Below are 23,419 nucleotides of genomic sequence, written 5' to 3'. Positions count from 1 at the left end.
CCGGTACGACACCCGTGGGGGCCCGTCGCGGCAAACAGCTTCCTGACAGTCGACGGTGATGCTGGGCCCCGGCGAGATCGCCACAGAGCTGACCGGAGGCGTGACGATGAGGAAGCAACTGATGGCTGCGCTGTGCAGCGCCGTACTGCTGATCGGCGGGTGCTCGACCGCCGACGAGGAACAGCCCGCGGCCGTCGGCAAGACCGGTGAGGCGGAGGTGGCCACCCTCCAGACCGGCGCGCCCACCCCCGCCGCGTCGGCGACGTCACCGCAGGCCGAGCGGCCACGGGAACGCCTCGACGACACCCCGGAGGACCAGAAGGAACGCCTCAAACCGTACGTGAAGTGCATGGCCGACCACGGCGTCGACATCGCCAAGCTCCGGAGCGACGGCACCAGCTCGAACGGGACCAGCGAGGCGTCCAAGGCCTGTGAGCAGCTGATGCCGCTACCGCCCTGGGAGTTCGACCCGGCCAACCCGGAGGCGAAGGACTTCGCCCGGGACGTCGTCAAGTGCCTCAAGGGCAAGGGCGTCCGGTACGTCGAGGTGGGCTCCGACGGCACAGGCTGGGCCTTCGGCGGCAAGAACAACGACTCCGAGTCGATCTCCAAGGGGTTGAAGTACTCCCCGGCGTGTGAACGCGAGGTCGCCGCGAAGCGGAAGTGACCGCGCACCCGGCGGCGTCGCCCACCCCGGGCGACGCCGCCGACGGTCGTCCGCAGGGCGATCCTGCCACCGGTTTGTCAGGAACCGGTCAGGGCCGGGCATGACCTTCTTCTCACGATCGCCGGATCTCCCCGCCACCCGCCCGCCGAACTGCACACCGATCGTGAGGTGCCCGGTGCCACCACCTTCCGCCGGATTCGCGACCCCCCTGACCTGCTCTATATTCCCCAGCATGTGCGCACACGTGATGCTCGCGGAGGACGATCCGCGGCAGGCCGAGGCGCTGCGCCGCTACCTCACCGCAGCGGGTCACCGGGCGACGGTCGTGGCCGACGGCGAGACGGCGCTGCGCCAGGCCCGGGAGCAGGCGTTCGACCTTCTCCTGCTCGACGTGATGCTGCCGAGACTGGACGGCATGCAGGTTTGCCGGATCCTCCGGCAGGAGTCGGACGTGCCGGTGCTGATGCTGACCGCCCGGTCCGCCGAGGACGACCTGCTGCGCGGGCTGGACCTGGGCGCCGACGACTACATGACCAAGCCGTACAGCCCGCGTGAGCTGGTGGCCCGGGTACGCACCCTGCTGCGGCGGGTACGCACGACGCCCCAGGAGTCACCGGTGCACCGGCTCGGGCGGCTCGCCGTCGACGAGTCCCGACGCCTGGTCACCGCAGGGGACACCACGGTCGACTGCACCGCCGGGGAGTTCGCCATCCTCGCCGCGATGATCCGGCAGCCCGGCCGGGTGTTCAGCCGGGTGCAACTGCTCGAACACACCCGGGGCGTCGACCGGGAGTCGACCGGACGCACCATCGACGTCCACGTGATGAACCTGCGCCGCAAGATCGAGTTGAACCCACGCCGGCCGCAGCAGCTGCTGACCGTCTACGGCGTCGGCTACAAGCTCAGCGCCGGCGCGTCGTGACCCGACGGCAGCGGGTCCCCCTGCACCGCAGCCTGGTGGTGCGGCTGCTGGCCACCTCGCTGCTGGTCGCGATCTGCGCGATCCTGGCGACGACCTGGCTGGCCGTGCAGTCGACCACCCGGGCGATCCGCCAGGAGCAGGGCCGCTCGCTCGCCGACGACAAGAGCATCTACGACACGCTGCTGGATCACGCGGCGACCCACCGGGACTGGAGCGGGGTCGACGCGGTGCTCGCCGAACGGGCCGACCGGCTCGAACGGCGGATCACCCTGATGACCCCGGACCGGCAGGTGATCGCCGACTCCGCCCCGGACGGCCCGTCGTTGCAGACGGCCCGGCCGTCGGCGACCGTCGACCCGTTGCAGGTCGACCTGGGCCTGACCGGCGGGACCGAGCGGGTCGATCCGCGCGCGGTCGGGCCGTACCGGCTGACCAAGCGGGAGAGCAGCACCATCCGGGAGCTGGCCGAGCGGCAGCTCGGCTGCGTGCGTGCCGAGTCCAGGGCGGACGCGCGGGTGGTGGTGGATCCGGCCGGCCGCGCCTCGGTGCAGGTGAGCGACCCGAAGGACCGGGGCATCGTCGGGTTCTGCCTGCCCGACGAGCTGACCCGCCCGATGCCGAGCGAGGCCGCCGGGATCGCCCAGTTGGAGACCCTGACCAAGACCTGCTTGAAGGAGCTGGGGGAACCGACCCGGGTCGACATCCGCGCCGACCGGACTGCGGCACCGAGCCGCGACACCCGCTTCGACGAGCAGGTCGCCGGCTGTCTGCAGAAGGCCCGGACGGCCCAGCTCCGGGCGTACGTGGCGCCACCGGCGCTGCTGTTCGTCACCGACAAGACGCAGGGCGGCTCCGAGCCGGTGTTCAACCTGTCCCGGGCCAACGTGGTCCGCATCGCCCAGGTGACCGGGGCGGTGCTGGTGGCCACCGTGCTGATCACCGTGCTGGTCGGGCGGCGGCTGGTCCGGCCGTTGCGGGCGCTCACCGACGCGACCCGGCAGCCGATGGACGAACCGGCCCGGGTTCCGGTGACCACCCGCGACGAGATCGGCCTGCTGGCCACCGCGCTCAACGATCTCGCCGCCCGGCGGGAGCAGACCGAGGCGCTGCGCCGGAGCATGGTCAGCGACGTGGCGCACGAGTTGCGGACGCCGTTGACCAACATGCGCAGCTGGCTGGAGGCCGCGCAGGACGGCCTCGCGCAGCTCGACACGCAGTTGCTCACCCTGCTGCTCGACGAGGCGCTGCTGCTGCAACACATCATCGACGACCTGCGTGACCTGGCCGCCGCCGACGCCGGTGACCTGCGTATCCACCGTGAATCGTACTTCGTGGCCGACCTGCTGGAGCAGGTCGTCGAGGCACACCGGGGGGCCGCCGAGGCGGCCGGGGTGCGGCTGGGCACCTCGGTGGGCGTCGACCTGGAGATGGCGGTCGACGGTGCCCGGCTGCGCCAGATCGTCGGCAACATCGTCGCCAACGCGGTGCGACACACCCCGGCGGGTGGTTCGGTCGTCGTGCGCCTGGAGGTACGCGACGACCAGCTCACCATCGCCGTGTCCGACACCGGCACCGGCATCGCCCCCGCCGACCAGGCCAAGATCTTCGACCGGTTCTGGCGGGCCGACGACTCCCGCACCCGCAGCACCGGCGGCAGCGGGCTCGGGCTGTCGATCGCCCGCAAGCTCGCCGAGGCGCACGGCGGCACGATCGGCGTCGAGAGCGTCCTCGGCCGGGGCAGCACGTTCACCGTCCGGCTGCCGATCGTCGTTCCGGCCCGGGGCTGAGCCCGCCGCCGTCCCTCGCTCCCGCCCACGGCCGCCTTCCGGGTACGGGCGACTTTTTGCGTTGCAGTTGCACTGCAACCCGCGTACCTTCTTTTGCAATGCAGTCGTATTGCAAAGGGAGGCGCAGGTGTCGGTGATCCCCCTGTCCGAGGCACATGCCGGCCTGGTCCCGCTGGTCGGCGGCAAAGCGGCCGGACTCGGCGAGCTGATCCGCGCCGGCGAGCGGGTGCCGGAGGGGTTCTGCGTGACCACCGAGGCGCACCGGGCCGGGGTGGTTCCGCAGGACGAGGTCCGGGCGGCGTACGCGCGGCTGGGCGGCGGCCCGGTGGCGGTGCGGTCGAGCGCGACCGACGAGGACCTCCCGGACGCCAGCTTCGCCGGCCAGTACGACACGGTGCTGGACGTCGAGGGCGAGGCGGACCTGGTGGCGGCGATCGGCACGTGCTGGAAGTCGCTGCACGGCAGCCGGGCGGCGGCCTACCGGGAGGCACGCGGGAGCGACCCCGCCGACGTGCACATGGCGGTGGTGGTGCAGCGGATGGTCACCCCGGTCCGGGCCGGCGTGCTCTACACGGCGAACCCGGTCACCGGCAACCGCACCGAGATGCTCGTCGAGGTCGGGCCGGGCCCGGGCACGACGGTCGTCGACGGCCGCACCGACGTGACGCGCGTCGTCCTGACCGGCCCGGCCGGCAGCGACGGGCGGCGGCCGGAGCCCGGGTGGCGGGATGCGCTGTGGGCCGCCGGCCGGCGGATCGAGGCGCACTTCGGCACGCCGCAGGACGTCGAGTGGGCCCTCGACCACGACGGGACGCTGTGGTTGCTCCAGTCGCGGCCGGTCACCACGCTGTTCCCGCTGCCGCCGCAGACCGACGACCTTCGGGTGTACGTCGAGTTCGGCAACGTGCAGGGGATGCTGCGACCGGTCACCCCGATGGGCGTGTCCACGCTGCGCAGGGTGATCGCCGCCATGGTCGCCTCGCTCGGGATGCGGGTGGAGATCGTGGACATCGGCGGGCGGCTCTACGGCGACCTGACCGACCTGGTCCGCCGGCCGGCCAGCCGCCGGCGGCTCGTCCGGCTGATGGCCGTCGACTTCGGACCCCGCGCTCAGGCCGTGATGGAACACGTCCTGCGGGACCCCCGGTTCGCACCGTCCCCCGGCAGGTCCCGCCGCCCGGCGGACGCCTCGCTGGGTACGGCCCTGCGGGCACTACGGGGCATCCTGCGGGCGCTGGCCCGACCGGACGCGGCACGGCACCGGCTGCTCGCGGCCGTCGACCGGCTACGGGCCGAGTCGACGGCGTCGCCGCACCTGCGGACGGCCCACGAGCGGCTGCGGTTCGTCCGTGACCACGGCGACGGCGACGACGGTGCCGCCGACGACATCACCTGGCCGATCGTGGCCGGGATGCTCGCCTCGGCCCTGCCCGCCCACCTACTCAAGGGGGTCGCCACCGAGGACGACGTCCACGCCGTGCTGCGCGGCGTCCCGCACAACGTGACCATCGAGATGGACCTCGCGCTGTGGGCGCTGGCCTGCGCCGCCCGCGAGCACCGCGAGCTGCTCCTCGGCACGCCACCGGGCGAGCTGTCGGCCCGGTACCTGCGGGGCGCGCTCCCCGAGATCGGGCTGTCCACCTTCCTGTCCCGGTACGGCCACCGGGCGGCGGCCGAGGCCGACGTCGGGGTGCCGCGCTGGGCCGAGGACCCCACCCCGGTCTTCGCGGTGATCGCCAACTACCTGCGGCTGACCGATCCCGCGCAGGCACCCGACCGGCGCTTCGCCGAGGCCGCCGCAGCTGCCGGGGCCGCGCTGGACGAGCTGGCCGCCCGGGTCCGCCGACGTCGCCCGGTGCGGGGCCGGATCGCGGTCTTCCTGCTGCGGCGGGCACGACGGCTGGCGGGGCTGCGGGAGTCCGGCAAGTTCGCCGGGCTGTACCGGCTCCGGACCGTACGCGAGCAGTTGCTGCTCATCGGGGCGACGCTGTTCCCGACGGCGGACGACGTCATGTTCCTCACCCTCGACGAGGTCGAGGCGGCCCTCGACGGTGCCGACCTGGCCGGGCTGGTCGCGCGACGACGGGCGACGCACCGGCGCGAGTTGCGCCGCCGGGCGGTGCCGGTGGCGCTGCTGTCCGACGGGACCGACGTGGAGAGCACCCTGCCGGCCCCCGCCGACGGGGCAGGTCTGCTGCGGGGCGTGGGGGCGGCGACGGGTAGGGTGACCGGCCCGGCCCGGGTGATCACCGACCCGGCCACCGCGCACCTCGAACCCGGGGAGATCCTCGTGACCGCCACCACCGACCCGGGCTGGACGCCACTGTTCCTGACCGCCGGGGCGCTGGTCACCGAGACCGGCGCGATCATGGCGCACGGCCCCACGGTGGCCCGCGAGTACGGCATTCCGGCCGTGATCAGCGTGCCGGGCGCCACGTCGCGGATCGTCACCGGTCAGGTGATCACCGTGGACGGTGCGGCCGGCACCGTGACGACGGCGCGGTAGGCCCCCGATGCCCAGGAAGGTCGATCCCCGTCAGCGGCGCACGCTGATCGCGGACGCGCTCATGCGGGTCGCCGCCGACCGGGGTCTGGAGGCGGTGAGCCTGCGGCACGTGGCCGCCGAGGCGGGGGTCTCCGCCGGCATGGTGCAGCACTACTTCACCACCAAGGACGAGATGATGGCGTTCGCGCTGTCCGTCGTCCGTGACCGGGGCCGGGCCCGGGTCGAGGCGGCGGTCGCGGCACTCGGCCCGGACCCGCAGCCCCGGCTGTTGCTGCGCACCCTGCTGGCGGCGTTGCTGCCGCTGGACGAGGCGGCACGCGGGGACGGGCGGGTGGCGTTGGCGTTCCTCTCCTGGACCGCCCTGCACCCGGCGGCGGCCCCCGGGCTGCGGCCGGACACCGCGCAACTGGTGGAGTTCATCGCCGGGCTGCTGCCGCAGCCACCGGCACCGCTCGCCGGCCGGGCGGAGGCGGCGTCGGACGCCGCGGCGGGGCTGCTGGCGATGGTGGAGGGGCTGGGGGTGTACCTGCTCGGCGGGCAGTACACCCCGGCGCAGGCGACCGCGGTCCTCGACCACCAGTTGGACCTGCTCTTCGCCTGACCGCAGCTGACCGGCAGCCGGGGGTGGACGCCGTCGGCGTCCACCCCCGGCGACGTCAGGTGAGCAGGGCCGGCCGCAGCTCGCCGCCCACGTTGATCGTGCCGACCACCCGGTCGCCGGTGAGGTCGAAGACGTCGACCGTCCGGTTGGTGCGCATGAGTTCCCGCACCGACGGCGGCAGCGACGGAGGTTCCTTCATCGCCGCCCGGACGTCCCGGGTGGTCGAGATCAGTCGACCGACCAGCGACGCCCCGTCGTGGTCCACCCGCACCCGGCCGTACTCCCAGCCGCAGGTGGTGAGGTCGAGCACCTCGAACAGGCGGGCGAGCAGCGGATGGGGGTCGGTGCCCCGGACGAACTGCGCCGCCCGGGTGCCGACGACAGTGGTGGCGGCGGCGACGTGCACGTACGGGTGCAGGCCGCCCGGCAGCGCGAACAGCGGCCAGTGCAGCCGGCCACCCGCCTCGCGCCACAGCGGCCGGTAGTTGCGCCGGTCCACCGGGAACCGCTGGCCGGTACGCCGGTACAGCTCCGCCGTCTGGGCCAGCAGGTCCGCGTGGGCGGCGTCGGCGAACTCACCGACGATCGAGGCCGCCACCGCCAGGCCGTCGCCGTCGTCGAGCAGCCGGACCATCGCCGCCACCTGCTCGGCCGGGCGGACGGCCAGGTGCGCGCCGAAGCGCTGCCGTACCTCGGCCGACAGCGCCGCCTGCCGGACCGGATCGTCCTGGACCTGCCGGCCCCCGCCGCCCAGCACCCGCCCGAGCCATCCCATGTCGCCTCGTCTCCACCGCCGTCACCGACCGCAGCCATGCTAGTGCGGCCCTGCGTCAGAGATAGCGGACGCCGGTCAGTTCCTCGGCCGCCGTCCACAGCCGCCGGCCGACGGCGGGGTCGGTGGCCTCCCGGCTGGCCCGCACCTCGGTGACCGGCCCCCGGGTCTGGAAGAACCGGGCCGGGCCGAAGAACTGGCCGCCGTGGACCTGCGGGTCGGTGGCGGCGCGCAGTTGGGGCAGCGCACCCTGCTCGACCGGTTGGGTGGCCAGCAGGCCGAGCCGGGCGATCACCCGGCCGCGCCGGCCCTGGTGGGACCAGGCCCGGGGGGTCAGGTTGGTGCGGGTGACACCGGGATGGGCCAGCACGCTGAGCACCGGCGATCCGGTGGCGCGCAGCCGGCGGTCCAGTTCGATGCCGAAGACGGTGGTGGCGAGCTTGGACCGGCCGTACGCGCCGGCACCCCGGTAGCCGCGCTCCCCCATCAGGTCGGTGAAGTCCAGGTGCGCGCTGCGGTGGGTGATCGAGCTGAGGCTGACCACCCGGGCCGCCCGCGCCGCACCCAGATTGCCCAGCAGCAGACCGGTCAGCGCGAAGTGCCCCAGCAGGTTGGTGGCGAGGTGCAGCTCGTGGCCGTCGACGCTGGTCCGGCGCGGGCCGAGCAGCACCGCACCGGCGTTGTTGACCAGCAGGTCGAGCACCGGACGGTCGGCGGCCAGCGAGGCGGCGAATTCCCGTACCGAGGCGAGGGAGGCGAGGTCCAGTTCGCGTACCTCGGCGTCGCCGCCGATGTGACGGGCGGCCTGCCGGCCGGCGGCGGTGTCGCGCACGGCGAGCACGACCCGCGCGCCCCGGCGGGCCAGGGCGGTGGCGGTGACCAGGCCGAGGCCGGAGTTCGCGCCGGTCACGACGGCGGTGCGGCCGTGCTGGTCGGGGATGTGGTCGGCGGTCCAGGTCATCTGCTGCTCCCTGACGGTCGGGTGGGACCGCCGACGCTAGGGGCCGGCCGGGCGGGACCGGTCGTACCCGGTTGCCTAGGTCCCGCAGACCTACCCGCGCCGGTCCGGGCCGCGCCACACTGGCGACATGACCCACCCGTACGCCCGTGAACTCGGTGACTTCCTGCGCGCCCGGCGCGGCCGGCTGCACCCCCGCGACGTCGGCCTGGAGCCGGGCGGGCGACGCCGGGTCACCGGGCTGCGCCGCGAGGAGCTGGCGCTGCTGGCCGGGTTGAGCACCGACTACTACCAGCGGATGGAGCAGGGCCGGGAGGTACGCCCGTCCGACGACGTGCTGGACGGGCTCGCCGCCGCGCTCGGCCTCGACGACGCGGAACGCCGGCACCTGTTCACCCTGGCCCGTGCCGCCCGCCGGCCGCTGCCCGCCCGGGTCGACCACGGCCCGGAGCGGGTGCCGGAGAGCACCCGGCGGCTGCTGCGGGTGATGGACACCCCGGCGGTGGTGCTCGGCCGCCACCTGGACCTGCTCGCCTGGAACACGTGGGCGGTGGCGCTGCTCGGCGACCCGGCGGGCTACCCGCCGGACCGGCTCAACATGCTGCTGCTGATGTTCGACGAGGCGGCGACCGGTGCCCGGCGCTGCGCGGCCTGGGAGCGGCAGGCCATGGACTACATCGGCATGATGCGCGCCGCCGTCGCCACCGACCCCACCCACCCCCGGGCCACCGCCGTCGTCGGCGAGCTGAGCATCCGCAGCGCCGAGTTCCGGCGGCTGTGGTCCCGGCACGACGTGCGCGGATCGGTCAACGGCACCAAGACCTTCCAGGTCCCCGAGGTCGGTGACATCGTCCTGGACTGGGACACCTACCCGCTGCCCGGCAACCCCGGCCCGGTCATGCTGGTCTTCACCGCCGAGCCGGGCAGCGCCGACGCCGACGCGCTGCGGCTGCTGGCGTCACTGCGGGCAACCGGCCGGTCGGATGAGAGTTATCCGACACGCCGACGCGACATCTAGTGTTGCCTCTCCCCCATCCACGCCATATATGGTGTGCCACGCAGCTGGTTCGACCGGGCCCGGTGGTCCGGTCGAGGCAACAGGGAACCCGGTGGGAATCCGGGACTGCCCCGCAGCGGTAAGTGGGAACGACCGCCGTCATCGAGCACTGGACCGTAAGGTCTGGGAAGCGACGGCCAGTAGGCGACCGGACCCGGTCACGCCCGCGAGTCCGAAGACCTGCCAGTGCGCCGTGCGCTGCTGCGCGCGGCGGTCGGAGGTCGCGCGGGACGACCGACGCCAGCACCCGGGACGGCCGCCGTGCCGCGCCCGTTGGCGTTCTCCCGCGTCCGATGGCCATCGGTGACAGCGAGGAGAGGTCATGACGAACGTAGCGGAGAGCCTACCGTCCGATGTCGACGGCGCGGGGCCACGCCGGCCGGCGATGCGGGTACGCAAGCGCGACGGCGACACCGAGCCGGTGGACGTCAACCGGATCGTCACGGCCGTCGCCCGATGGGCCGCCGACCTGGACGAGGTCGACCCGCTGCGGGTGGCCACCAGGACGATCAGCGGCCTCTACGACGGGGCGACCACCGCCGAGCTGGACAAGTTGTCGATCCAGACGGCGGCGGAGCTGATCGGCACGGAACCGCAGTACTCCCGGCTGGCAGCACGGTTGTTGGCCGCGTACGTGGAGAAGGAGGTACGCGGGCAGGAGGTGACCTCGTTCAGCGAGTCCATCCGGTACGCCCACGGCCTCGGCCTGATCGCCGACGACACCGCCGCGTTCGTTACCCGGCACGCCCGGCAGCTCGACGACGCCGTCGACCCGGCCGGTGACCTGCGGTTCGAGTACTTCGGGCTGCGTACGGTGGCCGACCGTTACCTGCTGCGGCACCCGCAGTCGCGGCTGGTGGTGGAGACGCCGCAGTACTGGCTGCTGCGGGTGGCCTGCGGGCTGTCCAGCACGCCCGACGAGGCGGTCGGGTTCTACCGGCTGATGTCGTCGCTGGCCTACCTGCCGAGTTCCCCGACGTTGTTCAACTCGGGCACCCGGCACACCCAGATGTCGTCGTGTTTCCTGGTCGACTCGCCGCGCGACGAACTGGACTCGATCTACGAGCGCTACCACCAGGTGGCGAAGCTGTCGAAGTTCTCCGGCGGCATCGGCATCTCCTTCACGCGGGTGCGCGGCCGGGGCGCGCTGATCCGGGGCACCAACGGCAGGTCGAACGGGATCGTGCCGTTCCTGAAGACCCTCGACGCCGGGGTGGCGGCGGTCAACCAGGGCGGTCGGCGCAAGGGGGCGGCCTGCGTCTACCTGGAACCCTGGCATCCGGACATCGAGGAGTTCCTGGAGCTGCGGGACAACACCGGCGAGGAGGCCCGGCGTACCCACAACCTCAACCTGGCCAACTGGATCCCCGACGAGTTCATGCGCCGGGTCGAGGCCGACGGCGAGTGGTCGCTGATCGACCCGTCGGACGCCCCGGAGCTGCCCGACCTGTACGGCGAGGAGTTCGACGCCGCGTACCGGGTCGCCGAGAAGAAGGCGGTCCGCACGGTGCGGGCCCGGGACCTGTACGGGCGGATGATGCGCACCCTGGCGCAGACCGGCAACGGGTGGATGACGTTCAAGGACCCGGCGAACCGGCTGTCCAACCAGACCGGCGTGCCGGGCAACACGATCCACCTGTCCAACCTGTGCACCGAGATCCTGGAGGTCAACAGCGACACCGAGACGGCGGTGTGCAACCTCGGGTCGGTCAACCTGGGCGCGCACCTCACCGACGACGGCGTCGACTGGGACAAGCTGCGCGGGACGGTCCGCACGGCGGTGGTGTTCCTGGACCGGGTGATCGACATCAACTACTACCCGGCCGAGCAGGCGGCGGTGTCGAACCCGCGCTGGCGGCCCGTCGGGCTGGGGCTGATGGGGCTTCAGGACGCGTTGTTCGCGCTGCGGCTGCCGTTCGACTCGGCCGGGGCCCGGGAGTTGTCCACCCGGGTCCAGGAGGAGATCTTCCTGACCGCCCTGGAGACGTCGACCGGTCTCGCCGAACGGTTCGGCGCGCACCCGGCGTACGCCGAGACCCGGGCCGCCCGGGGTGACCTGCACCCGGACCTGTGGGGGGTCGAACCCACCCAGGTCGACCGGTGGGTCGCGCTGCGCACCCGGATCGCGGCGCACGGCCTGCGCAACTCGCTGCTGGTGGCGATCGCCCCGACCGCCACGATCGCGTCGATCGCCGGCTGCTACGAGTGCATCGAGCCGCAGGTGTCCAACCTGTTCAAGCGGGAGACCATGTCCGGGGAGTTCCTCCAGATCAACACGTACCTGGTGCGGGAGCTGAAGGCGCGCGGGCTGTGGACGTCGGAGATCCGCGACCAGATCAAGCGGGCCGAGGGTTCGGTGCAGGGGATCGTCGACCTGCCCGCCGAGGTGCGGGAGCTGTTCCGTACCGCGTGGGAGCTGCCGCAGCGGGCGCTGATCGACCTGGCCGCCGCGCGGGCGCCGTACATCGACCAGTCGCAGTCGCTGAACCTGTTCCTCAGCGCGCCTACCATCGGCAAGCTGTCCTCGATGTACCTGCACGCCTGGAAGTCCGGGCTGAAGACCACCTACTACCTGCGGTCGCGTCCGGCGACCCGGATCCAGCAGGCCACCGTCACCGTCGCCCCGGTCGTCGCGGCCGACGCCGAGGCGCTCGCCTGCTCCCTGGAGAACCCCGAGAGCTGCGAGGCGTGCCAGTGACCACCGTCGACGAACCCCGCACCGCCGGGCGGCAGCTGCTGCTCGACCCCGGCATGGACCTCACCCTGCGGCCGATGCGCTACCCGCACTTCTTCGACCGGTTCCGGGACGCCATCCGCAACACCTGGACGGTGGAGGAGGTCGACCTGCACTCCGACCTGGCCGATCTGGAGCGGCTCTCGCCGGCCGAACGGCACCTGGTGTCCCGGCTGGTGGCGTTCTTCGCCACCGGTGACACGATCGTCGCCAACAACCTGGTGCTCAACCTCTACCAGCACGTCAACTCACCGGAGGGCCGGCTCTACCTGTCGCGGCAGCTGTTCGAGGAAGCCGTGCACGTGCAGTTCTACCTGAACCTGCTCGACACGTACGTGCCCGACGAGCAGGAACGGTTCGCCGCGTTCGCCGCCATCGAGAACATCCCGTCGATCCGGCGCAAGGCCGAGTTCTGCTTCCGCTGGATCGACTCGGTATTCGAACTGCGGGAGCTGCGTACCCGCGCGGACCGGCGGGCGTTCCTGCTCAACCTGATCTGCTTCGCCGCCTGCATCGAGGGGCTGTTCTTCTACGGGGCCTTCGCCTACGTCTACTTCCTGCGGTCCCGGGGCCTGCTCAACGGGTTGGCGTCGGGCACCAACTGGGTGTTCCGCGACGAGTCGATGCACATGGCGTTCGCCTTCGACGTGGTGGAGACCGCCCGGCGGGAGGAGCCGGACCTGTTCGACGCCGAGCTGGAACGTCAGGTGACCGAGATGCTCGCCGAGGCCGTCGAGTGCGAGGTGCAGTTCGCCGAGGACCTGCTCGACCAGGGCGTGTCCGGGCTGTCACTTAAGGACATGCGGGCCTACCTGGAGCACGTCGCCGACCGGCGGCTCGCCCAGCTCGGCATCGCGCCGCGCTACGGGGCGCAGAACCCGTTCGCGTTCATGGATCTGCAGGACGTGCAGGAGCTGTCGAACTTCTTCGAGCGGCGGGTGTCGGCGTACCAGGTGGGGGTCAGCGGCAGCGTCACCTTCGACGACGACTTCTGACCGGCGTGGCCGGGGCCCGGTCCGGTGGGGCGTGCGACCACCGGGCCGGGCCTGGCCGTCGGTCAGGGGCCGGCGTTGCCGAACACCTCGATCTCGGCGAGGCCGACGTTGACGGTGCCGCCGCCGACCCCGGTGACGGTGAGCTTGACGCTGGTCACCGTCTTCGCCGCCGGGAGAATGATCTCCGTCGGGCCGCCGCTGTTGTCCAGGGCGCCGACGGCCGTGGAGGTGCCGTCGCTGAACAGCAGGGTGCCGCCGGTGATCTGGTCGTTGGGGTTGGGCCGGTCGTAGAGGACGACCCGGCGGATGGTGCGCGGGCCCGGCCAGCTCAGGGTGAGCTGGGTGCCGACGCCGCCGTAGACGGTCGCCCACTCCCGGGTCGGGTCGTCGGGCCAGCCGGCGATCACCCCGTCGACGGCCTTGGCCGCCGTCTGCCCGCTGCCGGTGTCCTGGCTGGTCGCGGTGACGGTGGCCGTCCGGGCCAGGTTGGGGCCGAGGACCTTGTACTGCCGCTGGAGGAAGTACGGGTAGTCGTAGCCGGCGCAGGTGGGCAGGCTGGTGCAGGCCCCGTCGTCGTACTGGCCGTAGGCGAAGAAGGCCGCGGACTTGGCGGCGACGTCGGTCGACCCCAGGTTCGCCGGATAGTTCTTGATCTTGTAGTCGTGGTAGCCGGTGAACGTCGGCGAACCGACGTACGCCTGCTCGGCGGCTTGGGCGAAGTAGGCTGCGGCGTGGTGGTCGCTGTGGTCACCGTCGCCGAACCCACCGGCGTGGTCCTGGGTGTTGACGGCGGTCGGCTGGTAGGCGGCCATCAGCCCGGCCAGGGTGGTGATCAGGCCGGAGCGGCTGTAGCTGGACGCGCCGGCGCCCAGCGACGTGATCGACGAGATGTCGTTGAGCCAGAGCTTCTGCAGGCATTGCGAACCGGTGTTCGGATGGCCGGTGCCGCCGGGGTATCCGTCCGGGAGCCGGAGGAAGGCCAGCGACACGGTGGGCTTGGCGGTGAGGGTGAAGATCGGGATCGGGTGCCCGCTGATCCCGGCGTCCGCCTGGGTCCAGGTGTCGGCGACCCCGGCCATCTGGGCGTACGCCGCCCGCGCCCCGGTCTCCCGGCCGGTCCAGTAGGCGCTGTCCCGGCCGGCGTCGCCCGCCGTGACGAAGACCGTGCGGACGCAACGGTTGGTCTGCACGTCGTGCAGCAGGTCCGGGCTGAGGAAGAGCAGGTCGTCGTCCTGGTGGGCGACCACGTTCATGATCGCTCCGGCCGGGCAGCCCGGCCCGGCCTGGGCGGCCGGCGGGCCGACCAGGGTAGCCGCCGCGCAGGCGGCCACCACCCCGACGGCCAGCGACCACCGGGCCGGACGACGGCGAACTGTTCGCATGACAAAGTGACGCACGGTTACCTCCCCGTAGCAGTAGCGTGCGTCCTCTTTCTACCATGGACGAACGTCAACCTCTGCCCCGTCACGACGGCCCCCGGCGTCGGACGGCCGGGCCGGGTCAGCGCGGCGGCCCGGTCTCGGTGAGCCGGCCGTCGGCCAACCGGAGCCAGCGGTCCACGGCGATCCCGGCGAGGAACCGGTCGTCGTGACTGACCACCACGAACGCCCCCCGGTACGCCAGCAGCGCGCTCTCCAACTGCGCCACGCTGACCAGGTCCAGGTTGTTGGTGGGCTCGTCGAGCAGGAGCAGCTGCGGTGCCGGCTCGGCGAACAGGACGCAGGCCAGGGTGGCGCGCAGCAGTTCGCCACCGGACAGCGCGCCGACCGGCAGGTGGACGCGGGCACCCCGGAACAGGAACCGGGCCAGCAGGTTCATCCGCTCCGCCTCGGCCCGCGCCGGCGCGAACCCGGCGAGGTTCTCCGCGACCGTACGGTCCGGGTCGAGCAGGTCGAGGCGCTGCGACAGGTACGCCACCCGACCCTGGGCCCGGGTGGCGGTGCCGGAGTCCGGTTCCTGCCGCCCACCGATCAGCCGCAGCAGCGTCGACTTGCCCGCACCGTTCGGCCCGGTCAGGGCGATCCGTTCCGGTCCCCGGATGTCCAGGCCGACCCCCGCACCGGCGAAGACCGGCCGGCCGTCGTATCCGGCCCGCATTCCCTCGCCGTGGAAGACGGTCCGGCCGGTGGGCACCGTCGTGTCCGGCAGGTCGAGGACGAGGTGGTCGTCGCGGCGGGCGGCCCCGCTCGCCTGGTCCAGCCGGGCCTGGGCGTCGCCGACCCGGGCGGTGTGCACGTCCTGGGCCCTGGCCGCCGACACCTGCGCCTCCCGCTTGAGGTTGCCGGCGACGATCCGGGGCAGCCCCGCGTCGGACAGGTTCCGGGCGGCGGTCGAGGCCCGGCGGGCCGCCCGCTCGCGGGCCTGCTGGAGTTCCCGCTTCTGCCGTTTCACGTCCTGTTCGGCCTGACGCACCTGCCGCTCGGCGACCTCCCGCTCGACCCGTACCACCTGCTCGTGGTGGGTGAAGTTGCCGCCGTACCAGCGGAGCCCGCCGTGGTCGAGGGCGGCGATGCGGTCCATCTCGTCCAGCAGTTCCCGGTCGTGGCTGACCACGAGCAGCGCACCCGGCCAGGACCGCAGCACGGCGAGCAGGCGCGCCCGCGCCGGTCGGTCGAGGTTGTTGGTGGGCTCGTCGAGCAGCAGCACGTCGGGCCGTTTGAGCAGCTCGGCGGCGAGGCCGAGGGAAACCACCTCACCGCCGCTGAGGGTGCCGAGCCGGCGGTCCAGCGTCACCCCGGTCAGGCCGAGCCGGTCGAGGGCGAGACGGGTGCGGTCCTCGACGTCCCAGTCGTCGCCGACGGTGGCGAAGTGCTCCTCGGCGGCGTCACCGGCCTCGATGGCGTGCAGCGCGGCGACGACGCGGTCGACCCCGAGCACCTCGGCCACGGTCTGCCGCATCGCGAACGGCAGGTGCTGCGGCAGGTAGCCCAGCACCCCTTCCACGGTGACGCTGCCCCCGGTGGGGCGCAGTTCGCCGGCGATGAGCCGCAGCAGGGTGGACTTGCCGGCCCCGTTCGCCGCGACCAGGCCGGTGCGGCCACCGGGAAGGGAGAACGACAGGTCCTCGACGACCGGGGTGTCATCCGGCCAGGAGAAGGACAGGTTGGAGCAGACGACGAAACTGTCGGACATGACGGACCTCGGAGACAGGTGATCCGGGCGCGTAGGCGCTGCCCGGGGTGAACAGGGCAGGACGACATGGGCGACGCGGCGGGGGATCGTGCCCCGTCGGTCACCGCAGCCGGGTGTTCACCCGGAGATGTCGTCGTCACCTGCCACGGTCTGCTCCCTGTCCTGGTCGACCCGACCAGAATAACCCGGTCGGCCCGGCGCGGGCGGGCCGACGCACGCCCGACGCACGCCCGGCGCAGGTGGGCTAGCGCGGCGCGTAGTCGAACCAGTCGAACGCGACGACGCCATCCGCCGCGTACATGCCGATGACCCGGCCGGTGAAGCCGCCGGCGACCTCGGTCGACAGGTACCGGCCGTCGAGTTCGGCCAGCACGTCGAAGGTCCCGTCCGGGCGCTCGACGCCGAGCCGGAGCTGGTCGGGTTCCTTGGCGGGGTGCCAGTCGCCGGGGGCCGGGGCGAGCACCTCGACGCGCAGGTGGACCGGGCCGGGCCCGACCGGCCGGGTGGCGAGCGTCGACAGCACCGATCCGATCCGGGCCACGACCCGCACCGCGCCGCCGCCCGCCTCGATGTCGTAGTGGTGCCGTTCGTCCAGGCGGACCACCAGACCGCCGCGCCCGTCGCCCGGATCGACCACGGTCCCGACCCGGCACGACGGGTGCTGCTGGCGGCGGCCGACGAACGTGACGTCCGGCGCGTCCGGCGACGTGCCCCGGGCCCGCAGCGTCAGCCAGCCGGGCCGTTCGCCCAACGACCAGACCTCCGCCGGCCGGGACCGCACCGACACCCAGCGGGGGTGCAGCCGGTCGGCGTCGAAGTCGTCGCGTACGGGCGGCGGGGCGACGGGGTGCGCGGCCCACGGCGGGGCGGCCATCGTCGGCGTGACCGCGCCGACCACCGGCCAGCCGTCGACCCAGGTCACCGGGGCCAGGAACGTCTCCCGCCCGAGCACGTGCCAGCCGGGGGTGCCGCCGCCGGGGCGGACCCCGAGCAGCACCAGCCACCACGATCCGTCGGGCCCCTCGACCAGGTCGGCGTGGCCGGTGTTCTGGATCGGCCGGTGGGTGCCCCGGTGGGTGAGGATCGGGTTGGCCGGGCCCGGCTCGTACGGGCCGTCGGGTCTGGTCGCGCGGGCGATCGAGACGGCGTGCCCGCGTTCGGTGCCGCCCTCGGCGATCAGCAGGTACCAGTGGTCACCGATCCGGTACAGGTGCGGCGCCTCCGGGGCCTGCGCCCCCGCCGCGCCGGACCACAGCCGCCGGACCGGGCCGAGGGTGCGTCCGGTCTCCGGGTCGAGGCGCACCTGCCCGATCCCGGCGTACGTGCACCAGCAGGTGCCGTCGTCGTCCCAGGCGAGGTCGGGGTCGATGCCGTCCACCCCGGGTGCCCGGACCGGGTCCGACCAGGGGCCGGCCGGGTCGGTGGCGGTGCAGATCAGGGTGCCGCCGCCGTCCGCGCAGTTGGTCACGATCAGCCAGAACCGGCCGTCGTGGTGGCGCAGGGTCGGCGCGTACACCCCGGCCGACGACGGCATGTCGACCGGCAGGGTGAGCTGACCGGGCCGGTCCAGCGCGTTGCCGATCTGCTCCCAGTGCACGAGGTCCCGGCTGTGGAACAGCGGCACCCCGGGGAAGTACTCGAAGCTGGAGCAGGCCAGGTAGTAGTCGTCGCCGACCCGGCAGACGCTCGGGTCGGGATGGAAGCCGGCCAGCACCGGGTTGGCGAAGGTGCCGTCGCCCCAGCCGGCCGCACCCCCGGTCACCGCGTCGGCCCCGACCGGATTCATCCACCAACCCCCTGGGATCGTGATCAGGATGGATACCCGCTCACGATCCCACGGGGCGGCACCGCCTGCTGCCCCACCCGACGCCGGCCGCCGGGCCGGCACCGGCCGGGAGGGGCCGTCGGGCCGCCTCCCGGCCGCGCGGTGACGGGTCAGCCCACCGGCACGGGACGCCGGACCGGGCCGAGGTGCCGGGCGTACGCGCCGGTGGTGAAGAACGCCGGCAGGTCCTCGCCGAGGGCGGTGTCCTCGACGATCCGCGCCGCCCGGCCGGCCCGTTCCCGGTCCTCGCCGTCGCGCCCGGCGACCAGGGCGGCCAACTCCTCCGCGAGGACCGACCGGACCAGGTCCTCGGTCACGCAGCCGCCGTCGGCCAGCGGGGTGCCGTGGTGCAGCCACTGCCAGACCTGGCAGCGGGCGATCTCGGCGGTCGCCGCGTCCTCCATCAGGTTCCCCAGCGCCACCGCGCCGGTGCCGCCGAGCCACGCGTCGACGTAGCGCACCGCGACGGCGATGTTGGCCCGCACCCCGGCGGCGGTGACCCGGCCGGGGGTCTTGTCGACGGCGAGCAGGTCGGCGGCGGTGACGGCGACGTCGTCCCGCAGCCGGTCGAGCTGGTGCGGGCGGTCACCCAGCACCGCGTCGAACTCCCGACGGCAGGTGTCGACCAGGCCCGGGTGGGCCACCCAGGAGCCGTCGAACCCGTCGCCGGCCTCCCGCCGCTTGTCGGCCCGGACCCGGTCGAGGGCCACCTCGTTGAACTGCGGGTCCCGGCTCGGGATGAACGCGGCCATCCCGCCGATCGCGTGCGCCCCGCGCCGGTGGCAGGTCGCCACCAGCAGCTCGGTGTACGCCCGCATGAACGGCACCGTCATGGTGACCTCGGACCGGTCGGGCAGGACGAAGTCGGCCCACTGCCCGAAGTTCTTGATCACGCTGAAGATGTAGTCCCACCGGCCGGCGTTCAGCCCCGCCGAGTGTTCCCGCAGCTCGTAGAGGATCTCCTCCATCTCGAAGGCGGCGGTGATCGTCTCGATCAGCGTGGTCGCCCGGATGGTGCCCCGGGGCAGGCCGAGGCGTTGCTGGGCGAAGACGAAGATGTCGTTCCACAGCCGTGCCTCCCGGTGCCCTTCCAGCTTCGGCAGGTAGAAGTACGGCCCGGCGCCCGCGTCGAGCTGCCGCTGCGCGCAGTGGAACAGGTAGAGCCCGAAGTCGACCAGGCTGGCCGAGATGGGCCGGCCGTCCACCACGATGCCCTTCTCCACCAGGTGCCAGCCGCGTGGCCGGACGACGATCGTGGCGAGCTGCGCGCCGAGGGCGTACCGCTTGCCGCGCGGGTCGGTGAAGTCGATCCGCCGGTCCAGGGCGTCGATCAGGTTGAGCTGGCCGGAGATGACGTTGTGCCAGGTCGGTGCGGTGGCGTCCTCGAAGTCGGCGAGCCACACCCGGGCCCCGGAGTTGAGCGCGTTGACAGTCATCTTGCGGTCGGTCGGGCCGGTGATCTCGACCCGCCGGTCCTGGAGCCCCGGTGCCGGCGGGGCGACCCGCCAGTCCGGGTCGGCGCGGATCGCGGCGGTCTCCGGCAGGAAGTCGGGGAACTGGCCGGTGGCGTAGCGGTCCCGGCGGGCCCGGCGGGTGTCCAGCAGGGCCACCCGGCGGGCGGCGAACTCACTGTCCAGCGCGACCAGGAACTCCAGCGCCGCAGGGGTGAGGACCTCGTCGAACCGGTCGGCCAGCGGGCCGATGATCTCGTACCTCATGCGAACTGCTCCTCTTCGGTGGAGCCGCGCAGGGCGGTGGTCTCGGCGGCCGGGTTGAGCACGGTGCTGATCAGGTCGAAGTAGCCGGTGCCGACCTCACGCTGGTGCTTGACGGCGGTGTAGCCGGATGCCTCGGCGGCGAACTCCCGCTCCTGCAACGCCACGTAGGCGGACATGCCGTCGGCGGCGTAACCCCGGGCCAGGTCGAACATCGAGTAGTTGAGGGCGTGGAAGCCGGCCAGGGTGATGAACTGGAACCGGTAGCCGAGGTGGCCGAGTTCCCGCTGGAACTTCGCGATGGTCGAGTCGTCGAGGTGCTTGCGCCAGTTGAACGACGGCGAGCAGTTGTAGGCGAGGAGCTGGTCCGGGTACTCGGCCTTGACCGCCTCGGCGAAGCGGCGGGCCACCGCCAGGTCGGGGGTGGAGGTCTCCATCCACAGCAGGTCGGCGTGCGGGGCGTAGGCCAGGCCCCGGGCGATGCACGGCTCGATGCCGTTGCGCACCCGGTAGAACCCCTCGGCGGTGCGCTCGCCGGTGACGAACGGCCGGTCCCGCTCGTCGACGTCGGTGGTGAGCAGCGTGGCGGCCTGCGCGTCGGTGCGGGCGATCACCACCGACGGCACCCCGGCCACGTCCGCGGCGAGCCGCGCCGCCTCCAGGGTACGGACGTGCTGGCCGGTCGGGACGAGCACCTTGCCGCCCAGGTGGCCGCACTTCTTCTCGGCGGCGAGCTGGTCCTCCCAGTGCACGCCCGCCGCGCCGGCCCCGATCATGGCGGTCATCAGCTCGTAGGCGTTGAGCGGGCCGCCGAAGCCGGCCTCGGCGTCGGCGACGATCGGCGCGAGCCAGTCGATGCCGTCGTCGTCGCCCTCGGCGGTGGTGATCTGCCCGGCGCGCAGCAGCGCGTTGTTGATCCGGCGCACCACGGTGGGCACCGAGTTGGCCGGGTAGAGGCTCTGGTCGGGGTAGGTGTGCCCGGCGAGGTTGGCGTCGGCGGCCACCTGCCAGCCGGAGAGGTAGATGGCCTTGAGCCCGGCCCGGACCATCTGCACGGCCTGGTTGCCGGTGAGCGCGCCCAGGGCGTGGACGTAGTCCTCGGTGTGCAGCAGCCGCCACAGCCGCTCCGCCCCACGGCGGGCCAGGGTGTGCTCCTCCTGGACGGCCCCGCGCAGGCGGACCACGTCCTCGGCGCGGTAGCTGCGGCGCACCCCCTGCCAGCGGGGGTCGGTCTCCCACTCGGTACGCAACCGCTCCACGGCGTTCTGCATGATCTCGTCTCCTCGGATGTCGTGACGCCGGCACCGGCCGTCGTGCCGTCCGGCGGTGCGAACGCGTCGCCCGGCCGGCGTGTCACCCACGGTCACACGGGGTCCGGGGCGTGGTCGAGGGACGGAAGAAGCCAAGTTCTGAGAAGTTCACACCCGGTTCTGCGAAGTTGCGAACAGGTATATTCGCACTCTGCCAAGGGGTGCTGGGCTGCTGAAAGAGCAGCGGGGAGGTGAGCGTGGTGAGCAAGACCTTCGCGGGTGCCCGGCTGCGCCGGATGCGCGAGGACCGCGCGTTGAGCCAGTCCCGGCTGGCCCGGCTGCTCAACATCTCGCCCAGCTACCTCAACCAGATCGAGCACGACACCCGGCCGCTGACCGTGCCGGTGCTGATGCGCATCACCGAGGTGTTCGGCGTCGACCCGACGGTCTTCGCCCCCCGGGACACGCCCCGGCTGGTCGCCGGGCTGCGCGAGGCGCTGCCCGGCCGGCCGGGCGTCGCCGACCTCACCGAACTCGCCACCCGGCTGCCCGAGGTCGCGGAGGCCGTCCTCGACCTGCACCGCCGCTACCGGCAGGCCGACGAGCAGCTCGCCGAACTGCTGGGCGACCGGGAGACGGTCGGGCGCAGCCCGCACGACCGGGTGACCGAGTTCTTCTACCGGCGGCAGAACTACGTGCCGGATCTGGACGAGGCGGCCGAACGGCTCGCCGCGACGATCGGGATGCGCCGCGGCGAGGTCCGGTCCACCCTCCAGGACCGGCTCGCCCAGCGGCACGGCGTGCAGGTACGCCGCGACGACGCCACCCTGCTCGGCGACGAACTGCACCGCTACCGGCCGCAGACCCGCACCCTGCACCTGTCGACGTCGCTGCGGGCCGGGCAGGAGGCGATGCGGATGGCGGCGCAGATCGCCCTGCTGGAGTACGCCGACGTGATCGACGAGATCGTGGAGGAGGAACGGTTCGACGACCCGCAGACCCAGATCCTCACCCGGGTCGGCCTGGCCAACTACTTCGCCGCCGCGCTGATCCTGCCGTACGGGCCGTTCCTCGCGGCGGCCGAACAGCACCGGTACGACATCGACCTGCTCACCCAGCACTTCACGATGGGCTGGGAGACCGTCTGCCACCGGCTCAGCACGCTGCAACGGCCCCGGGCGCGCGGGGTGCCGTTCTCGTTCGTCCGGGTCGACCGGGCCGGCAACCTGTCCAAACGCCAGTCCGCCACCGGCTTCCCGTTCTCGCTCACCGGCGGCACCTGTCCGCTGTGGAACGTCTACGAGGCGTTCAGCGCGCCCGGCCGGGTGGTGGTGCAGGTGGCCGCGATGCCCGACGGGCAGCGCTACCTGTGGATCGCCCGCACCATCACCCGGCACCACGGCGGCTACAACCAGCCCGGCAAGGTCTACGCGATCGGGCTCGGCTGCGAGATCCGGCACGCCGACCGGCTGGTCTACTCCCGGGGCATCGACCTGTACGACGCCGACGCCGTCACCTCGATCGGCCCGGGGTGCAAGACCTGCGAGCGGATGACCTGCCCGCAGCGGGCCGCCGCGCCGATCAGCGGCCGGCTCGACCTGGACGAGAACCGCAGCACCTTCATCCCGTACCCGTTGAAGGGCTGATCCCGGCGGCGGGCCGGAACGGGCGCGCGGACGTCACGAGGTGGGGCTGGTAAAGAGGATCACCTTGGCTTCGGCGAGCTTGCCCAGTTCCACCGGGCGCCACTGGCGGAAGCCCTGCCGGCCGGTCAGCTCCCCGCTGATCCCCACCGCCGGGCAGTACAACCAGTCGCCGTTGCTCAGGTTGGGAAACTCCGCCCACGCCTGCACGTGCACGTCCCCCTGCGGGAACGACAGCGTCTCCGACAGGTGCACCATCGGCATCCCGTCGGACTCACGGTGCAGGACCAGCCGGTACCCGCCGTCGACGGTGCCCACCCGGCCCTCGTCCGGGACCACCAGGTCCGCCTTGTACCACCCGCTCTGCCCGAGCTTCGGGTTCTCGAAGTCGATGTCCGCACCGAACGAGGTGAGGATCTCGTGGAGGTTGTCGTACATGGTCGCCTCTTTCCGTGTTGGGGGTCAGGCCTTGCGGAAGACGTCCTTGACCAGGATCTTGCCGTCGCGCAGCGTGAACACGTCCACGCCCCGTTCGAGCACCTCGCCGGTCGCGGACTCGCAGCGGAACTCCAGGAACTCCCGGTCCGCCACGACGATGCGGTCGCCGTACACCATGCGGGCGCCGGCGGCGTCGAGTTCGTCGCGCTTGCCGATGATCTCGGCGAGGAACCCGGGTATCTCCTTGCGGTGGTAGGTGTGGCCCGGTTCGGGGCCGGCCGCGACGATCCACACGCCGTCGGGGGCGAAGCAGTCGGCGGCGGCGTCCAGGTCGTCGGCGTCACAGGCGGCGAAGAACGCCGCCACCGGGCTGGTGTCGGTCATGGAGGGTCCCCTCTGCTCGGGTGGTGGGTGGGG

The 23,419-nt window shown here is 72.8% G+C and carries 18 protein-coding genes and 1 riboswitch; of the genes, 9 read left to right on the top strand and 9 right to left on the bottom strand.

The features are described from left to right. The first annotated feature begins 106 nt into the window (after positions 1-106). The 5 genes from H1A17_RS11170 to H1A17_RS11150 all read left to right on the top strand — a co-directional run bounded on the left by H1A17_RS11170 (position 107) and on the right by H1A17_RS11150 (position 6,483). Positions 107-667, top strand: coding sequence for a hypothetical protein (locus tag H1A17_RS11170; RefSeq protein ID WP_145919365.1), 561 nt, complete (start codon positions 107-109; stop codon positions 665-667). Positions 668-899: 232 nt separating this feature from the next. Further along, the gene (locus H1A17_RS11165) at positions 900-1,589 is read left to right on the top strand and encodes a response regulator transcription factor (protein ID WP_194821796.1); all 690 of its coding nucleotides are present in this window, start codon (positions 900-902) and stop codon (positions 1,587-1,589) included. Beyond that, positions 1,586-3,376, top strand: a complete 1,791-nt coding sequence (locus H1A17_RS35305; protein WP_309236752.1) for a HAMP domain-containing sensor histidine kinase — start codon at positions 1,586-1,588, stop codon at positions 3,374-3,376. Before H1A17_RS11165 ends, H1A17_RS35305 begins: the two co-directional genes overlap by 4 nt. Positions 3,377-3,503: 127 nt before the next feature. Next, a complete protein-coding gene (locus tag H1A17_RS11155) occupies positions 3,504-5,882 on the top strand; it encodes a PEP/pyruvate-binding domain-containing protein (RefSeq protein WP_194821795.1) in 2,379 nt (792 codons plus the stop codon). A gap of 7 nt (positions 5,883-5,889) precedes the next feature. Next, positions 5,890-6,483: a TetR/AcrR family transcriptional regulator gene (locus tag H1A17_RS11150; protein ID WP_194821794.1), complete on the top strand. Its 594-nt coding sequence runs from the start codon at positions 5,890-5,892 to the stop codon at positions 6,481-6,483. Positions 6,484-6,538: 55 nt separating this feature from the next. Here H1A17_RS11150 and H1A17_RS11145 read toward each other — a convergent pair whose 3' ends face one another. Further along, positions 6,539-7,258: a hypothetical protein gene (locus H1A17_RS11145; protein ID WP_145919362.1), complete on the bottom strand. Its 720-nt coding sequence runs from the start codon at positions 7,256-7,258 to the stop codon at positions 6,539-6,541. Positions 7,259-7,313: 55 nt separating this feature from the next. Next, positions 7,314-8,216 (bottom strand): oxidoreductase, encoded by a 903-nt coding sequence (locus H1A17_RS11140; protein WP_145919361.1) that lies wholly within the window; start codon positions 8,214-8,216, stop codon positions 7,314-7,316. A 127-nt stretch (positions 8,217-8,343) separates the two neighbouring features. Here H1A17_RS11140 and H1A17_RS11135 point away from each other — a divergent pair, with 127 nt between their 5' ends. From H1A17_RS11135 to H1A17_RS11125, 3 genes are all read left to right on the top strand, one after another. Continuing rightward, positions 8,344-9,231, top strand: coding sequence for a helix-turn-helix transcriptional regulator (locus tag H1A17_RS11135; protein WP_145919360.1), 888 nt, complete (start codon positions 8,344-8,346; stop codon positions 9,229-9,231). Positions 9,232-9,259: 28 nt separating this feature from the next. Then, positions 9,260-9,473: riboswitch (cobalamin riboswitch) on the top strand. A gap of 119 nt (positions 9,474-9,592) precedes the next feature. Then, complete coding sequence (locus H1A17_RS11130) at positions 9,593-11,968, top strand: ribonucleoside-diphosphate reductase subunit alpha (protein ID WP_194821793.1); 2,376 nt, start codon at positions 9,593-9,595, stop codon at positions 11,966-11,968. A 53-nt stretch (positions 11,969-12,021) separates the two neighbouring features. Continuing rightward, positions 12,022-12,999: a ribonucleotide-diphosphate reductase subunit beta gene (locus H1A17_RS11125; RefSeq protein ID WP_228543325.1), complete on the top strand. Its 978-nt coding sequence runs from the start codon at positions 12,022-12,024 to the stop codon at positions 12,997-12,999. 62 nt (positions 13,000-13,061) lie between these two features. On the opposite strand, the gene H1A17_RS11120 is transcribed toward H1A17_RS11125, so the two are convergent. The 5 genes from H1A17_RS11120 to aceA all read right to left on the bottom strand — a co-directional run bounded on the left by H1A17_RS11120 (position 13,062) and on the right by aceA (position 20,942). Beyond that, a complete protein-coding gene (locus H1A17_RS11120) occupies positions 13,062-14,396 on the bottom strand; it encodes a PIG-L family deacetylase (RefSeq protein ID WP_194821792.1) in 1,335 nt (444 codons plus the stop codon). Positions 14,397-14,499: 103 nt separating this feature from the next. Next, the gene (locus H1A17_RS11115; protein ID WP_194821791.1) at positions 14,500-16,131 is read right to left on the bottom strand and encodes an ABC-F family ATP-binding cassette domain-containing protein; all 1,632 of its coding nucleotides are present in this window, start codon (positions 16,129-16,131) and stop codon (positions 14,500-14,502) included. Between the two features lie 244 nt (positions 16,132-16,375). Next, positions 16,376-17,917, bottom strand: a complete 1,542-nt coding sequence (locus H1A17_RS11110) for a glycoside hydrolase family 43 protein (RefSeq protein ID WP_194821790.1) — start codon at positions 17,915-17,917, stop codon at positions 16,376-16,378. A gap of 149 nt (positions 17,918-18,066) precedes the next feature. Further along, the gene (aceB, locus tag H1A17_RS11105) at positions 18,067-19,674 is read right to left on the bottom strand and encodes a malate synthase A (protein WP_194821789.1); all 1,608 of its coding nucleotides are present in this window, start codon (positions 19,672-19,674) and stop codon (positions 18,067-18,069) included. Beyond that, on the bottom strand, positions 19,671-20,942 hold the full coding sequence (gene aceA / locus H1A17_RS11100) for an isocitrate lyase (protein WP_194821788.1): 1,272 nt from the start codon (positions 20,940-20,942) through the stop codon (positions 19,671-19,673). The genes aceB and aceA overlap by 4 nt, the downstream gene beginning before the upstream one ends. 239 nt (positions 20,943-21,181) lie before the next feature. Here aceA and H1A17_RS11095 point away from each other — a divergent pair, with 239 nt between their 5' ends. Next, the gene (locus H1A17_RS11095) at positions 21,182-22,567 is read left to right on the top strand and encodes a short-chain fatty acyl-CoA regulator family protein (RefSeq protein ID WP_168222457.1); all 1,386 of its coding nucleotides are present in this window, start codon (positions 21,182-21,184) and stop codon (positions 22,565-22,567) included. Between the two features lie 33 nt (positions 22,568-22,600). Here the strand turns inward: H1A17_RS11095 and H1A17_RS11090 are convergent, their stop codons facing one another. After that, positions 22,601-23,002 (bottom strand): hypothetical protein, encoded by a 402-nt coding sequence (locus H1A17_RS11090; protein ID WP_145919352.1) that lies wholly within the window; start codon positions 23,000-23,002, stop codon positions 22,601-22,603. Positions 23,003-23,026: 24 nt separating this feature from the next. Beyond that, positions 23,027-23,386 carry a nuclear transport factor 2 family protein gene (locus H1A17_RS11085; RefSeq protein WP_145919351.1) on the bottom strand — a complete coding sequence of 120 codons (360 nt, stop codon included), beginning with the start codon at positions 23,384-23,386 and terminating at the stop codon, positions 23,027-23,029. Between the last annotated feature and the right edge of the window lie 33 nt (positions 23,387-23,419).

This window comes from Micromonospora sp. S-DT3-3-22, from assembly GCF_015354745.1.
Taxonomy (GTDB): Bacteria; Actinomycetota; Actinomycetes; order Mycobacteriales; family Micromonosporaceae; genus Micromonospora; species Micromonospora wenchangensis.
Note: the sequence above shows the minus strand (reverse complement) of the source record. Positions and strands in the feature narration are given on the sequence as shown.